The organism is Agromyces sp. NPDC058484 (assembly GCF_042720415.1).
GTDB lineage: Bacteria > Actinomycetota > Actinomycetes > Actinomycetales > Microbacteriaceae > Agromyces.
In genome coordinates this window covers 25,557-39,372 of sequence record NZ_JBHXMP010000024.1, presented here as the reverse complement: position 1 = coordinate 39,372, position 13,816 = coordinate 25,557, and the positions used below count along the sequence as shown (strand labels likewise).

The 13,816-nt window shown below is 70.3% G+C and carries 15 protein-coding genes and 1 riboswitch; of the genes, 1 reads left to right on the top strand and 14 read right to left on the bottom strand.

Annotation, left to right across the window (positions count from 1 at the left end; all coding sequences use genetic code 11):
- The first annotated feature begins 88 nt into the window (after positions 1-88).
- Positions 89-442, top strand: a complete 354-nt coding sequence (locus ACFWN7_RS16560) for a hypothetical protein (protein WP_376939958.1) — start codon at positions 89-91, stop codon at positions 440-442.
- Between the two features lie 6 nt (positions 443-448).
- Here ACFWN7_RS16560 and ACFWN7_RS16555 read toward each other — a convergent pair whose 3' ends face one another.
- The 14 genes from ACFWN7_RS16555 to sdhA form a co-directional block, all read right to left on the bottom strand.
- Entirely contained in the window at positions 449-874 is a 426-nt protein-coding gene (locus ACFWN7_RS16555; RefSeq protein ID WP_376939957.1) for a hypothetical protein, read from the bottom strand.
- 266 nt (positions 875-1,140) lie between these two features.
- Positions 1,141-2,508 carry an MFS transporter gene (locus ACFWN7_RS16550; RefSeq protein WP_376939956.1) on the bottom strand — a complete coding sequence of 456 codons (1,368 nt, stop codon included), beginning with the start codon at positions 2,506-2,508 and terminating at the stop codon, positions 1,141-1,143.
- 90 nt (positions 2,509-2,598) lie between these two features.
- Positions 2,599-2,955: a hypothetical protein gene (locus ACFWN7_RS16545; protein ID WP_376939955.1), complete on the bottom strand. Its 357-nt coding sequence runs from the start codon at positions 2,953-2,955 to the stop codon at positions 2,599-2,601.
- Positions 2,956-2,982: 27 nt separating this feature from the next.
- Complete coding sequence (gene ribH, locus ACFWN7_RS16540; protein ID WP_376939954.1) at positions 2,983-3,477, bottom strand: 6,7-dimethyl-8-ribityllumazine synthase; 495 nt, start codon at positions 3,475-3,477, stop codon at positions 2,983-2,985.
- Positions 3,474-4,778, bottom strand: coding sequence for a GTP cyclohydrolase II (gene ribA, locus ACFWN7_RS16535; RefSeq protein WP_376939953.1), 1,305 nt, complete (start codon positions 4,776-4,778; stop codon positions 3,474-3,476). The genes ribH and ribA overlap by 4 nt, the downstream gene beginning before the upstream one ends.
- Positions 4,775-5,473 (bottom strand): riboflavin synthase, encoded by a 699-nt coding sequence (locus tag ACFWN7_RS16530; RefSeq protein WP_376939952.1) that lies wholly within the window; start codon positions 5,471-5,473, stop codon positions 4,775-4,777. Before ACFWN7_RS16530 ends, ribA begins: the two co-directional genes overlap by 4 nt.
- Position 5,474: 1 nt before the next feature.
- Positions 5,475-6,545, bottom strand: a complete 1,071-nt coding sequence (gene ribD / locus ACFWN7_RS16525; RefSeq protein ID WP_376939951.1) for a bifunctional diaminohydroxyphosphoribosylaminopyrimidine deaminase/5-amino-6-(5-phosphoribosylamino)uracil reductase RibD — start codon at positions 6,543-6,545, stop codon at positions 5,475-5,477.
- An 85-nt stretch (positions 6,546-6,630) separates the two neighbouring features.
- A riboswitch (FMN riboswitch) is annotated at positions 6,631-6,776 on the bottom strand.
- 50 nt (positions 6,777-6,826) lie between these two features.
- Complete coding sequence (locus ACFWN7_RS16520) at positions 6,827-7,570, bottom strand: HAD family hydrolase (RefSeq protein ID WP_376939950.1); 744 nt, start codon at positions 7,568-7,570, stop codon at positions 6,827-6,829.
- Between the two features lie 5 nt (positions 7,571-7,575).
- Positions 7,576-8,154, bottom strand: coding sequence for a GNAT family N-acetyltransferase (locus ACFWN7_RS16515; RefSeq protein ID WP_376939949.1), 579 nt, complete (start codon positions 8,152-8,154; stop codon positions 7,576-7,578).
- 1 nt (position 8,155) lies between these two features.
- Positions 8,156-9,166 carry a tryptophan--tRNA ligase gene (gene trpS, locus ACFWN7_RS16510; RefSeq protein WP_376939948.1) on the bottom strand — a complete coding sequence of 337 codons (1,011 nt, stop codon included), beginning with the start codon at positions 9,164-9,166 and terminating at the stop codon, positions 8,156-8,158.
- Positions 9,167-9,194: 28 nt separating this feature from the next.
- Complete coding sequence (locus ACFWN7_RS16505; RefSeq protein WP_376939947.1) at positions 9,195-10,034, bottom strand: exodeoxyribonuclease III; 840 nt, start codon at positions 10,032-10,034, stop codon at positions 9,195-9,197.
- Between the two features lie 10 nt (positions 10,035-10,044).
- On the bottom strand, positions 10,045-11,193 hold the full coding sequence (locus ACFWN7_RS16500; protein WP_376939946.1) for a YihY/virulence factor BrkB family protein: 1,149 nt from the start codon (positions 11,191-11,193) through the stop codon (positions 10,045-10,047).
- Between the two features lie 40 nt (positions 11,194-11,233).
- Positions 11,234-11,992, bottom strand: coding sequence for a succinate dehydrogenase iron-sulfur subunit (locus tag ACFWN7_RS16495; protein ID WP_376939945.1), 759 nt, complete (start codon positions 11,990-11,992; stop codon positions 11,234-11,236).
- A 1-nt stretch (position 11,993) separates the two neighbouring features.
- Positions 11,994-13,802, bottom strand: a complete 1,809-nt coding sequence (gene sdhA, locus ACFWN7_RS16490) for a succinate dehydrogenase flavoprotein subunit (RefSeq protein ID WP_376939944.1) — start codon at positions 13,800-13,802, stop codon at positions 11,994-11,996.
- Positions 13,803-13,816: the final 14 nt, after the last annotated feature.

Here is a 13,816-nt window from a genome sequence, read left to right as displayed (position 1 = left end):
GGCACGCGTGTTTCCGCGTGTGACGCGCGCCCGCGACATCCGTCGGCCGCGAGCGTATCGTGGCGGAATCGAACACCGAGGAGCCCTCATGTCGCACCGCGAGCCGCACGCCGTCACCGAGCCCCGCACGGGCGTGGTCTCGGGCATGCGCGGCTGCGAGTCGGCGGCGGAGTGCCGAAGCGACCGAGCGGGCCACGGGCTGCACGCGATGCAGGAGCGGCTCGCCGCGACGACCGCGAGCAAGTGGGTCGATGCGATCGTGCTCGCGGTCGACGCCGACGGATTCGCGACCCTCGCGGCGTTCGGCGCCGATGCGGTGCGGCGGGTCTGGCACCACGACGCGTTCGACGGTGCGCTGACGCCCGGCGAGCCGGTCGCGCTGCACGACGTCTACGGCGTGCTCGCGCGCGGTCGCCGGCGGTTCAGCGTCGCATACGCCTGACGGAGCTCACGCCACGGGCATCGCCTCGCTCATCGAGCCCATCAGCTTCTCCATCGCCGAGACCCCCTGATCGCACGCCATCGCGCACATGCGGCAGTGCTCGCTCATCTCGGCGTGCGTCATGCACTCGGCCGAGCAGGCACGCATCATCATCGTCGTCGTCTGCATCATCGACGACATGACCTGCATGTCCCAGCCGTTCATGCGCAGCATCATGCGCATCATCGTGTTGCACATGTCGGCGCAGTTGGCGCACATGCCGGCGCACTTGGCCATTCCCTCGCCCGCGTCGGCGTCGGCGCACATGATGCACGCCTGCATGCACGCGGAGAGGGCCTCCATACACTCCTGCATCATCGCCGGATCCATGCCCTTCATGGGCATCTCCGACGACGACATGGCGCCCTTCATCATGTCCATCGTCATGTTCATCTGCGGTTCGCCGTCCCGGGCGGCCGAGCGCCGACGGTGCCGGCGGATGACTCGGCAGCCCTGCCGCGGGCAATGCTACGCCGCCGCGCCTGGGCTAGGAAGGGGGCGAGGCGACGCACGGACGCGCTCCCGGGGTGCCTTCCGGCCAACTCCCTCAAGTTGCAGCGTGCAGGGTGGCCGGAACGCACCCCGGGAGGGTGTCGGGCTGTGCGCTCACGAACGCGGAACGAGCGGATGCCGCGGCATCCGCCCGCTCGTCACCGCCGTCAGGCGTCGATGTCGACGTCCTTCGTCTCCTTCGAGACGAGCAGCGCGATGAGCGTGAGCACGGCGGACGCGGCGAGGTAGACGCCGACCCAGAACGGGCTGCCGCCGCCGGCCTGCCAGAGCGCGACGGCGATGAACGGCGCCACCGCGGCGCCGAGGATCGACGACACGTTGTACGAGACGCCCGAGCCCGTGTAGCGCACGTTGGTCGGGAACAGCTCGGGCAGCAGGGCGCCCATCGGGCCGAAGGTGAGTCCCATGAGCGAGAAGCCCACGACGAGCCAGAGCATGACGCCCCAGAACCCGGCGCCGAGCAGCGGCACCCAGATGAGGCCGAACACGATGATGCCGAGCGTCACCCAGATGAGCGTCTTTCGACGGCCCCACCGGTCGGCCCACGGGCCCGACACGAGGGTGAAGATCCCGAAGAACACGACGCCGGCGATGAGCATGAGCACGAACGTGTTGTACGAGTAGCCGAGCCCGGGCTGCACGCCCTCGGCCGGCTCGACGGGGGCGCGGCCGTACGCGAGCGAGAACGTGGTCATGAGGTAGAAGAGCACGTACGTCGCGAGCATGAAGAAGGTGCCGAGGATGAGCTGTCGCCAGTACGTGCGGAACACCGTGGCCAGCGGCAGCTTGGTGAGCTTGCCCTCCTTCGACGCGTTCGAGAACGCCGTCGACTCGACGAGGCGCAGCCGCACCCAGAGCCCGACGACGACCATCACGACGGAGAACAGGAACGGGATGCGCCAGCCCCAGTCGAGGAACGCCTGCGAGGGCATCGTCGGGTCCTCCGACGGGAGCATGGCGGCGATGATGAGGAACAGGCCGTTCGCGATGATGAAGCCGATCGGCGCGCCGAGCTGCGGGAACGTGCCGTACCAGGCGCGCTTGCCCTTCGGGGCGTTCTCGGTCGCCACGAGGGCGGCGCCCGACCATTCGCCGCCGAGCGCGAAGCCCTGGGCGATGCGGAGGAGGACGAGGAGGAGCGGTGCGACCCACCCGACCAACGCGTAGGTCGGCAGGAGGCCGATGAGGAAGGTCGCGATTCCCATGGTGAGGAGCGCGCCGACGAGGGTGGCCTTGCGTCCGTGCTTGTCGCCGAGGTGCCCGAAGACGATCGCGCCGAGGGGGCGCGCCACCATCGCGGCGCCGAACACCGCGAACGACGAGAGGAGCGCGGTCGTGGCGTCGCCCGTCGGGAAGAAGAGATGGGGGAAGACGAGCACCGCGGCCGTGGCGTAGACGTAGAAGTCGTAGAACTCGATCGTCGTGCCGATGAGGCTCGCGAGCACGACCCGGCTGGTCGGGTTCGCAGGGGTGGGGACTACGGCCGTGGCGACCGGCGTGTTGGCTGAGGACATCGCGTGCCACACTACACTCGCCGCACCCGATGGAGGAGCCCGGATGCGACGAGCGGCCGGGATCATGCGGCGAACGGCCGCTCGAGACCGTCAGCGCCAGGCGACCGCCACCACGATGTTCGCGAGCGTGAGCGCACCGATCGTCCAGAGCGCCCAGCTCGGCGCCGGGTCCTTCTTGCGGAAGACGAACACGAGCACCGTGATCGCGACGGCGATGACGAGCTTGACGGCGATCTTCACGTTGTCCACGTCGCCCAGGTCGCCCATCTGGATGGTCGCAACGAGCAGCAGGCCGGTGACGAGCTGGGTGAGGGCGCCGTGCACCATGGCGGGCACCACGGTGCCCCTGCCTGCTCCGATCGCCTTCACCTGCACGAGGAATCCGCCGAGCAGTGACGCGAGGCCGACGAAGTGGAGGATGAGCAGGATGGTGCGCAGGGTGTCCATACCGAGAGCCTAGACGGATGCCTCGCGTCAGCGCGCGAGCGCTCGCAGCACGCGCGCCGTCGCGACGGCGGCCTCGGCGGCCTCGCGCCCCTTGTCCTCCTTCGAACCCGGAAGGCCGGCCCGGTCGAGCCCCTGACGCTCGTCGTCGAGGGTGAGCACGCCGAAGCCCACGGGCTTGCCGGTGTCGAGCGCGACGCGCGTGAGGCCGTCGGTCGCCGCAGCCGAGACGTACTCGAAATGCGGGGTGCCGCCGCGGATGATCACGCCGAGGGCCACCACCGCGTCGGCGCCGGCCTCGAGCGCCGCTTTCGAGACGACGGGCAGCTCGAAGCTGCCGGGCACGCGCACGAGCTCGAAGGCGGCGCCGGATGCCTCGAGGGTGCGGGTCGCCCCGGCGATGAGGCCGTCCGAGATCTGCTCGTGCCAGCTTCCTGCGACGATCACCACCCGGAGGCCGGTGCCGTCGCCCTTCGACGAACTCAGGGACCGGGACGAGTGAGAGGGAGAGCCCTTGCCGCTCATGATGCGTGTCCTTCCAGGAGGGCCTCAGCCGCGGCATCCGTCAGCTGCTGGTCTTCGATCGCGTGCCCCATGCGGTGCCGCTTGGTGTCGAGGTAGCCGGTGTTGCCCGCGCCGACGCCGACGACGAGCGGCACGCGTTCGACGACGCTGATGCCGTGCAGCTCGAGCTGGCGCACCTTCTCGGGGTTGTTCGTAAGCAGGCGCACCGTGTCGATTCCGAGATCGGCCAGGATCGCCGAGGCCGCGCCGTAGTCGCGCGCATCGATCGGCAGCCCGAGCGCGACGTTCGCGTCGAGGGTGTCGAGGCCGCCCTCCTGGAGGCGGTAGGCGCGCAGCTTGTTGATGAGTCCGATGCCACGGCCCTCCTGGCCGCGGAGGTAGACGACGACGCCCCCTCGCGCCTGGACCGCCTCGAGCGCCGCGTCGAGCTGTGGACCGCATTCGCACTTCAGCGAGCCGAACGCCTCGCCGGTCAGGCATTCGGAGTGCACGCGCACGTAGGCGCCCCCTGCGGTGTTCGCGGGGTCGCCGGCGATGATCGCCATGTGGTCGGCACCCGTGCCGCGGTCGCGGTACGCGCGCACGCGGAACACGCCGTGCTCGGTCGGCAGCGAGGTCTCGACCTCGAATGCGACGCGCGACGATTCGGGCAACGCGGTCGGCGCACCGGGACGCGCGACGTCGTGTCGCGCCGGCCATTCGTCCATCCACTCGACGAGCGCGGCGACGGTCGTCACCGGCAGCCCGTCGCGGGCGCCCAGCGCGAGAAGCCCGGGCAGCCGCGTCATCTCGCCGTCGTCCTCGACGATCTCGCCGATCACGGCGACAGGCGAGAGCCCCGCGAGGAGCATGAGGTCGACGGCGGCCTCGGTATGGCCCGCCCGCTCGCGCACGCCGCCGTCGACGGCCCGCAGCGGCAGCACGTGCCCGGGCCGGATGAGCCGCTCGGGCGTCGACGATGGATCGGCGAGCACGCGCAGGGTGTGCGCGCGGTCGGCGGCGCTGATGCCGGTCGACGTTCGGTCGGCGGCGTCGACCGAGATCGTGTAGGCGGTGCCGCGCACGTCCTCGTTGCGTTCGGTCATCAGCGGCAGCTCGAGCCGGTCGGCGACGGCGTTCGTCATCGGTGCGCACAGGTACCCGCTCGTGTGGCGCACCATCCACGCCACCCACTCCTGCGTCGCGAACTCCGCGGCCATGATGGCGTCGCCCTCGTTCTCCCTGGCCTCGTCGTCGGCGACGATGACGGGCTTGCCCGCGCGCAGCGCGTCGAGCACCTCGGGGATCGTGGCGAGGCTCATGCGGGGCTCCCTGCGACCGCGGCTGAGTTCCCCGAGCTCGTCCAGGGCCGCGCTTCGACGGGCTCAGCGAGCGACGACGGCAGCGATCGATGCGCGTCGAGCCGCAGCATCCGCTCGACGTGCCGGGCGAGGATGTCTGTCTCGATGTTCACGACGTCGCCCGCCTCGCGCCCGCCGAGCGTCGTCGTCGCGAGCGTCTCGGGGATGAGCGACACCTCGAACCACGAGCCCGCCGGCTCGTCGCCCAGGTCGCTCACGGTCAGCGAGACGCCGTCGACGGCGATCGACCCCTTGTCGACCACGAGCGGCGCGTGCGCGTCGTCGAGGGAGAAGCGGATGACGCGCCACGCCTCGCCCGGCCGCACCTCGAGCACGCGCGCGGTGCCGTCGATGTGGCCCTGCACGATGTGTCCGCCGAGGCGGTCGCCGACGCGGGCGGCGCGCTCGAGGTTGACGTGGAGCCCCTCTCGAACGCGATCGAGCGTCGACATCGCGAGGGTCTGCGCCATCACGTCGGCGGTGAACGACTCGTCGTCGAAGTCGACGACGGTCAGGCACACGCCCGAGACCGAGATCGAGTCGCCGTGCTCGGCGCCCTGCACCGCGATCGGTCCGCGCACGGTGAGGCGCGCGGCATCCGCGTTCCGCTCGACGCGCACGACGGTGCCGAGCTCCTCGATGATTCCGGTGAACATGTCAGTTCCCTTCGTTGATGCTGGTCGAGGAGCGCGCAGCGCCGCTCGAGACCGGGTGGGCGACGACGAGGACATCGTCGCCGAGCCGCACGACGGCGGCGAATTCGAATCGGCGGGCGCCCTCGATGCTCGCGACGCCGAGGTCGCCGACGGCGAGGCGCGGGCCGCCGAGGAGGGTGGGCGCGAGGTACACGAGCAGCTCGTCGACGAGGCCCGCCGCGAGGAAGGCGCTCGCGAGCGTCGGTCCGCCCTCGACGAACAGCGAGCGGATGCCGCGTCGCTGCAGTTCGCGCAGGTCGACCGCGAGGTCGGCGCCCTCGACGAACACGGGCGCATGCGGGTGGCGGGTGATCGCGGCATCAGACGGCACCGGGCGCCGTCCGAAGACGACGGGAACCGGCTGGGCGTCGAAGAACTCGCCGCCCGGGGCACGCGCGGTGAGGGAGGGGTCGTCGGCGAAGACGGTGCCGGTGCCCACCGCGATCGCGTCGGCCGCGGCCCGCCGACGGTGCACGTCGGCGCGCGCCGCCGACCCGGTGATCCACTGGCTCGACCCGTCGGATGCTGCGGCCCGGCCGTCGAGGCTCGACGCCCACTTCACGGTGATGTGCGGCCGGCGGTGCCTGGCCGCGAACAGCCAGTCGTCGAGGAGGGCCTCGGCTTCGTCGGCGAGGACGCCGCCGGTGACCTCGACGCCCCCTTCGCGCAGCCGGTCGGCGCCGCCCGAGGACAGATCGCCGGGGTCGGCGACGGCGAAGACGACGCGCGCGACGCCGGCGTCGATGAGGGCGACGGTGCACGGACCCGTGAGCCCGGTGTGGTTGCACGGCTCGAGCGTGACGACCGCGGTGGCGCCCTGCGCATCGCCGGGGGCGAGCTTCGAGAGCGCATCGATCTCGGCGTGCGCGGTGCCCGCGCCGCGGTGCCACCCCTCGGCGAGCAACTCGCCCTGCCGGGAGAGGATGACGCAGCCGACGCGCGGGTTGACGCCCTTCGCCGGGCCGCGGGTGGCCAGCTCGAGGGCGCGGCGCATCGCAGCGGCATCCGCCATGCTGTGATCGCCCGTCGTCATCCTGGTCCTGTCGTGAGGCTCCGGGAAGGGTTCGGCGATGCCGGGGTGTCGATCACCTCGGCGTCGACCACGCGCTGCGCAGCCGACACGTGCCGCCTCCCATCCGGACTTTCACCGTCGGTACCGGAATTCCACCGGTTCAACCGCTCGCCCGAGGCCTCTCGCCCTCGCGCTCGCAGTTCGCGGACTCTCACCGCCGGTTCGGAATTGCACCGACCCCGGAGCACGTTTCTGTCTCGATTCTAGGTCAACGCGTGGGCGGGTGGGCTATTCCCGCCGCCTCACGGCGCCCAGCGCGCCGCGAGCAGAGCCGGCAGCTCGCCGAGACCGCGGATCTCGAGCACCCCGGCCGCCCGCGCCGCGGCCGTGTCGTCGGACGAGACCGGGTCGTTCCGCCGGTTCAGCCAGACGCCGACGAGGCCCGCGTCGGCGGCGCCGATCGCGTCCGTTCGCAGGCGGTCGCCGACGTACGCCGCCGCCGACACCGGGGCGATCGCCTCGAACCGGTCGAGGGCGGCACGGAAGATCGCGGAGTCGGGCTTCGCAGCGCCGACCGCGCCCGAGGCGATCACCTGGTCGATGCGTCCATCGAGCGCGAGCCGCGCGACCTTGGCAGTCTGGTACTCGAGCTCGCCGTTCGTGATGATGCCGAAGCGCACGCCGGGGATCGCCTCGGCGAGCGCGTCGAGTGCGGGTACGACATCGTCGTGCAACGCCCACGACTCTTGGTACCGGTCGAAGTACTCTGCGAACCAGCGGCTCGCGGCGCCATCGTCGAGCTCCTCGCCGAACAACCGCGCGAAGGCGACCGCGCGCGCGTGCCGCTGCCCCTCGAAGGTGAGTGCGCCGCCGAGATACGCGAGGTAGTGCTCCTCCTCGAGCTCATGCCACCGGCGGGCGGCCTCGGCCTCGTCGCCGAAGTATGCACGTGAGCGCATGTGGTGCACGATGCCGGTGGCGACGGCCTCGCGATGCGCCATGAGCGTGTCGTCGAGGTCGAAGAGCACGACCGGGGTCGCCGGCACGCCCGTCATCGGATGACGCCCAGGACGTCGCCCCAGCTCGCGTGGGCGCGAGGATCGATCGTCGCCTCGCGCACCGCGTACCATGCCGGGAGTGTGCCGCCGTCGCGCGTAGGCACGATCGCGTCGTCGGGTTCGATGCGCCGGAACCCGACCGCTCGCGCCACCCTGGCCGACGCGACGTTGCCCACGACCGCTCGCCAGAACACGGTGCTCGCCCCCTGGATGCCGCCGCCGAGCGTCCACTCCGCCACGGCCCTCGCCGCCTCGCTCATGAGTCCGATGCCCCGATGTTCGGCGCCCATCCAGTACCCGAGTTCGTGCTGGGCCTCGCGCACGCTGATCACGCCGAGGAGGATCCCGCCTCGGTGACGCCGGATCGCCCAGGTCGGTTCGATGCCGCTCGCCCACGAGTGGGGCACATGCGTGGTGAGGAATGCCTCGGCGTCGGCGCGGGAGTACGGCCACGGCGTGGTCAGGCACCGCTCGAAGAGCGGGTCCTGGCAGTAGCGCGTGACGAGGTCGGCGTCGGCCGGCGCGGGCAGGTCGAGCACCAGTCGCGGAGTGCGGAGCGCGACCGGCCGCATGTCAGCCCCGACGCACGAAGCCGACGCGGTCGTAGACCGTGCGGAGCATCCGCTCTGCCCGCTCGCTCGCGCGCTCTGCGCCGATCGCGAGGAGCCGATCGAGCTCGGCCGGATCTTCCAGCAGTTCGAGCGTGCGCGTGCGGATCGGCGCGAGCCGGTCGACGACCGCCTCGGCGACGTCCTTCTTGAAGTCGCCGTACCCGCGACCCTCGTACTCCACCTCGATCTCGGCGATCGTGCGCCCGGTGGTGGCGGCGAGGATGTCGACCAGGTTCGAGATGCCGGGCTTCTCCGACGGGTCGTAGCGAACCTCGCGGCCGGTGTCGGTGACGGCGCTGCGGAACTTCTTCGCGGTGACCGCGGGGTCGTCCATGAGCTTCACGAGCCCGGCCTCGGAAGCAGCCGACTTCGACATCTTCGCGGTCGGATCCTGCAGGTCGTAGATGCGGGCCGACTCCCTGGCGACGAGCGCCTCGGGCACGACGAAGGTGCCGCCGAAGCGCGAGTTGAAGCGGCCGGCGATGTCGCGTGTGAGCTCGAGGTGCTGGCGCTGGTCGTCGCCGACCGGCACGAGCTCGGTGCCGTAGAGCAGGATGTCGGCGGCCATCAGCACCGGGTAGGTGAAGAGGCCGACCGTCGTGGCATCCGACCCGTGCCTGGTCGACTTGTCTTTGAACTGGGTCATACGGCCGGCCTCGCCGAACCCCGTGATGGTGCCGAGCACCCACGCGAGCTCGGCGTGCGCCGGCACGTGCGACTGCACGAAGAGGGTCGCACGCTCGACGTCGACGCCGGCCGCGAGGTATTGCGCGGCAGTGCGCCGGGTGCTCTCGTGCAGGGCCCTCGGGTCTTGGCCCACGGTGATCGCGTGCAGGTCGACCACGCAGTAGATCGGGTCGGCTTCGTCTTGCAGCGCGACCCAGTTCACGAGCGCGCCGAGGTAGTTGCCGAGGTGCAGCGAATCGCTCGAGGGCTGCATGCCCGAGAAGACGACGGGACGGGGGGTGCTCATTCGTTGGGGATCCTTGTCGGCAGGAGGGTCAGATGGCGTAGTCGACGACGACGGGAGCGTGGTCGGACCATCGGGTGTCGTACGTCTCGGCGCGGTCGATCGAGTGGACGACAGCGGCGTCGGCGAGTCGCATGGTGGCGAGGTGGTAGTCGATGCGCCAGCCGGTGTCGTTGTCGAACGCCTTGCCGCGCCACGACCACCAGGAGTACGGGCCGTCGACCTCGCCCGAGAACCGGCGGCCGACGTCGACCCAGCCGAGGCCGGCGCCGCGGTTGTAGCCCTCGTCTGCCTCGGTGCCGACGAAGCGGTCGAAGTAGGCACGCTCGTCGGGCAGGAAGCCGGCACGCTTCACGTTGCCTCGCCAGTTGCGGATGTCGAGCGTGCGATGACCGACGTTGAGGTCGCCGACGACGAGCGCCAGCTCGGAGTGCGCGGCGAGCTCGGGGAGCCGCGCCTCCATGGCGTCGAGGAATCGGTACTTCTCCACCTGCTTCGGGGAGTCGGCCTCGCCCGAGTGCACGTAGGCGCTCACCACGGTGACCACGCGGCCGTCGACCTCGTAGTCGGCCTCGAGCCACCGCCCGGCACTGTCGAACTCGGGGGCGCCGAGCTCGACGCGGTGGATGTGCGCGCGATTGCGGCTCGCGATCGCGACGCCCGCGCGCCCCTTCGCCGTCGCCGGATCGTGCAGGATGTCCCATTCCTCGCCGAGCAGGCCCTGCAGGTCTTCGGTCGAGGCGCGCACCTCCTGCATGGCGAGGATGTCGACCTCGCGCCCGGCGAGCCAGCCGCCCATGCCCCGGCGGAACGCGGCTCGCACTCCGTTGACGTTGACGCTGGCAACACGGAGGGGCTTCGCGGGGGGCATGCCCTCGATCCTACGGGAGCCCTCCGACGTCGTTCCGCGGCGGTGCCGGCTCGAGGCCGGCCTCCGCCTGTTCCAGCTCCTCCTCGGCTCGCGCGAGCCGACGCGTGGCGACGAAGCGTTCCAGCCAGTTCGCCGCGGCGACCTCCTGTTGCGCCTCGCGCACTCGCACGCGCGCCGCCGTGACGAGCGCGCGCTGCTCACTCTCGCGCTCCTCGGCGAGGAGCTGTTCGGGCGTCACCCGGCGCAGGGTCTCGTTGTTGTCGGCCGCCTCCACCGCGATCCAGCTCGCGGCCACGAGGATCACGATGCTCGTGAGCCGGAACCACAGCAGCAGCGCGATGAAGACCGCGAACGTCGCCAGCAGCGGGTTGCTGCTCGCACCCGTGATCAGGAATCCGCCGAGGAGCTGCAGCACGGAGAGCGCCGCGGACCCGAGGAGGGATCCGACCCACATCCGTCGCCACGGCATCGTCGCGCCCGAGAGGAACCGGAACATCACGGCGAGTGCGAGGGTGTCGATGGCGAAGACGACGACCAGGGCGCCGCCCTGCACGAAGAAGTTCCACACCGCCGAGTCCGTGGGCAGGCCGACGAGGCCCATGACCCAGCTGAACAGGGCGGTGGTCGCCACCGACAGCACCGTCGCGACGATGAGGATCGTGCCGAAGGCGAGACCCGCGAGGAAGTCGCGGGCCTTCAGGAGCACGTAGGCGCGCATGTCCTTGGGGAGGCCGAAGATGCTTCGCACGGCGATGCGCGCGTAGGTGATCCATCCGATCGCCGTCCAGATGAGCCCGGCGAGGGCGACCGCACCGGTCCACCCGAACAGGCTCGTGCTGGCGGAGGCGATTTCGGTGAGCTCATCCGTCGAGATGATGCCGTCGGGGCCGATGAGCCCGGGCGCATACGTGTTGAGGAGCGTCACGAACGCGTCGAGGGTCGCGGGGTTGCCGGTGAGCCAGATGCCGGCTACGGCGAACACCACGTACACGGCGGCGAAGATCGCGAAGAGCGCCTGGTAGCTCATGCCCGACGAGAGCAGGAATCCGTTGCGCGCCAGGAAGTGCCGCCAGACGCGCACCGGAAAGAGCGCGAGCGTCTTCCGCGTCAGCGTGCTCACCCGGCTGACGGGCTCCTCGAGTCGGTCGCGGAGGCTCACGCACCAAGACTAGCGATGGCGCCTCGGCCGCTCCGGCAGGTCAGGGTCTGCCGCGCATGATCGCCTGCTTGACCTCGGCGATCGCCTTCGTCACCTCGATGCCGCGGGGGCACGCATCGGTGCAGTTGAAGGTGGTGCGGCAGCGCCACACGCCCTCCTTGTCGTTCAGGATGTCGAGCCGAACGGATGCCGCGTCGTCGCGCGAGTCGAAGATGAACCGGTGCGCGTTGACGATGGCGGCGGGGCCGAAGTACTGCCCGTCGGTCCAGAACACGGGGCACGACGAGGTGCACGCGGCGCAGAGGATGCACTTCGTCGTGTCGTCGAAGATCTCCCGCTTCGCGATCGACTGCACGCGCTCCTTGCCGGCCTCGGGCTGAGAGTTCGCGATGAGGAACGGCTGCACCTCGCGGTAGCTCGCGAAGAACGGCTCCATGTCGACGACGAGGTCCTTCTCGAGCGGCAGTCCCTTGATGGCCTCCACGTAGATCGGCTTCGAGATGTCGAGGTCCTTGATGAGCGTCTTGCACGCGAGGCGGTTGCGGCCGTTGATCCGCATGGCGTCGGAGCCGCAGATGCCGTGCGCGCACGAGCGGCGGAACGTGAGCGACCCGTCCTGCTCCCACTTGATCTTGTGCAGGGCGTCGAGCACGCGGTCGGTCGCGTACATCTCGACGTCGAAGTCCTGCCACCGCGGCTCGGTGTCGACATCGGGGTCGAAGCGGCGGATCAGGAAGGTGACGGTGAACGACTGCAGCGCGGCATCCGCCGACTGCTTCTCTACGATCGCAGTGCTCACGTCAGTACTTCCTCTCCATCGGCTGGTAGTTGGTGATGACGACCGGCTTCCAGTCGAGCCGGATGTGGTCGGCGGCATCGGATGAGTGCGCGTCGCCCGACAGGTAGGCCATCGTGTGCTGCATGAACTTCTCGTCGTCGCGGTTCGGGAAGTCGTCGCGCATGTGACCGCCGCGGCTCTCCTCCCGATTGCGCGCCGAGAACACGACGACCTCGGCGAGGTCGAGGAGGAAGCCGAGCTCCACGGCCTCGAGCAGGTCGGTGTTGAAGCGCCTTCCCTTGTCTTGCACGGCGACGTTGCGATAGCGGGCGCGGAGGCCCGCGATGACCTCGGTGACGTGGGCGAGCGATTCGTCGGTGCGGAACACCTGCGCGTTCTTGTCCATCTCGTCTTGCAGCTCCTTGCGGATCGCCGCGATGCGCTCGGTGCCGTTCGAATCGCGAAGCTCGTCGAGCATGCGTCGAACGGCTGCGGCGGGGTCTTCGGGCAGGGGCAGGAAGTCGGCCGACTTCACGTACTCGACCGCGTTGCGGCCCGCGCGCTTTCCGAAGACGTTGATGTCGAGCAGCGAGTTGGTGCCGAGGCGGTTCGAGCCGTGCACCGAGACGCACGCGCACTCGCCCGCGGCATAGAGGCCGGGCACGACCGTGGTGTTGTCGCGCAGCACCTCGGCGTTGATGTTCGTGGGAATGCCGCCCATCGCGTAGTGCGCGGTCGGCATGACCGGCACGGGCTCGAACACGGGGTCGACGCCGAGGTAGGTGCGCGCGAACTCGGTGATATCGGGGAGCTTCGTCTCGAGCACCTCGGCGCCCAGGTGCGTGCAGTCGAGGAGCACGTAGTCCTTGTGCGGCCCGGCTCCGCGCCCTTCGGCGACCTCCTGCACCATGCAGCGGGCGACGATGTCGCGGGGCGCCAGGTCTTTGATGGTGGGCGCGTAGCGCTCCATGAACCGCTCGCCCGAGGCGTTGCGGAGGATCGCGCCCTCGCCGCGGGCGCCCTCGGTGAGGAGGATGCCGAGGCCGGCGAGTCCGGTCGGGTGGAACTGGAAGAACTCCATGTCCTCGAGGGGCAGGCCCCTGCGCCAGACGATGCCGACGCCGTCGCCCGTGAGGGTGTGCGCGTTCGAGGTGGTCTTGTAGATCTTGCCGAACCCGCCGGTGGCGAAGATGATCGCCTTGGCCTGGAACACGTGCAGCTCGCCCGTCGCGAGCTCGTAGGCGACGACGCCCGACGGCTGCGACACTCCGTCGACGTCGGTCATCACGAGGTCGAGCGCGTAGTACTCGTTGTAGAACTCGATGCCGAGCTTCACGCAGTTCTGGAACAGCGTCTGCAGGATCATGTGGCCGGTGCGGTCGGCCGCGTAGCAGGCGCGGCGAACGGGCGCCTTGCCGTGGTCGCGGGTGTGGCCGCCGAATCGGCGCTGGTCGATCTTGCCCTCGGGCGTGCGGTTGAAGGGCAGGCCCATGTTCTCGAGGTCGATGACCGCGTCGATGGCCTCCTTCGCGAGGATCTCGGCGGCGTCCTGGTCGACGAGGTAGTCGCCGCCCTTGACCGTGTCGAACGTGTGCCACTCCCAGCTGTCTTCTTCGACGTTCGCGAGCGCGGCGGCCATGCCGCCCTGCGCGGCGCCCGTGTGCGAGCGAGTGGGATACAGCTTCGAGATGACCGCGGTCTTCGCGCCCGGCCCGGCCTCGATTGCCGCTCGCATGCCCGCGCCGCCGGCGCCGACGATGACGATGTCGTACTGGTGGTAGTGGACGCCGTCGATGGTCTTCGTCTCGACGTGGGCGCTCTCGGAATTCACGGGTCTCCTACGCG

Excerpts from the sequence above, each read along its gene's own strand:
- ACFWN7_RS16545 (WP_376939955.1), bottom strand. The coding sequence starts at position 2,955 with ATGGACACCCTGCGCACCATCCTGCTCATCCTCCACTTCGTCGGCCTC.
- ACFWN7_RS16505 (WP_376939947.1), bottom strand. The coding sequence starts at position 10,034 with ATGCCCCCCGCGAAGCCCCTCCGTGTTGCCAGCGTCAACGTCAACGGA.
- ACFWN7_RS16550 (WP_376939956.1), bottom strand. The coding sequence starts at position 2,508 with ATGTCCTCAGCCAACACGCCGGTCGCCACGGCCGTAGTCCCCACCCCT.
- ribD (WP_376939951.1), bottom strand. The coding sequence starts at position 6,545 with ATGACGACGGGCGATCACAGCATGGCGGATGCCGCTGCGATGCGCCGC.
- trpS (WP_376939948.1), bottom strand. The coding sequence starts at position 9,166 with ATGAGCACCCCCCGTCCCGTCGTCTTCTCGGGCATGCAGCCCTCGAGC.
- ACFWN7_RS16560 (WP_376939958.1), top strand. The coding sequence starts at position 89 with ATGTCGCACCGCGAGCCGCACGCCGTCACCGAGCCCCGCACGGGCGTG.
- ACFWN7_RS16555 (WP_376939957.1), bottom strand. The coding sequence starts at position 874 with ATGAACATGACGATGGACATGATGAAGGGCGCCATGTCGTCGTCGGAG.
- ribA (WP_376939953.1), bottom strand. The coding sequence starts at position 4,778 with ATGAGCCTCGCCACGATCCCCGAGGTGCTCGACGCGCTGCGCGCGGGC.
- ACFWN7_RS16530 (WP_376939952.1), bottom strand. The coding sequence starts at position 5,473 with ATGTTCACCGGAATCATCGAGGAGCTCGGCACCGTCGTGCGCGTCGAG.
- ACFWN7_RS16515 (WP_376939949.1), bottom strand. The coding sequence starts at position 8,154 with ATGCGGCCGGTCGCGCTCCGCACTCCGCGACTGGTGCTCGACCTGCCC.
- ribH (WP_376939954.1), bottom strand. The coding sequence starts at position 3,477 with ATGAGCGGCAAGGGCTCTCCCTCTCACTCGTCCCGGTCCCTGAGTTCG.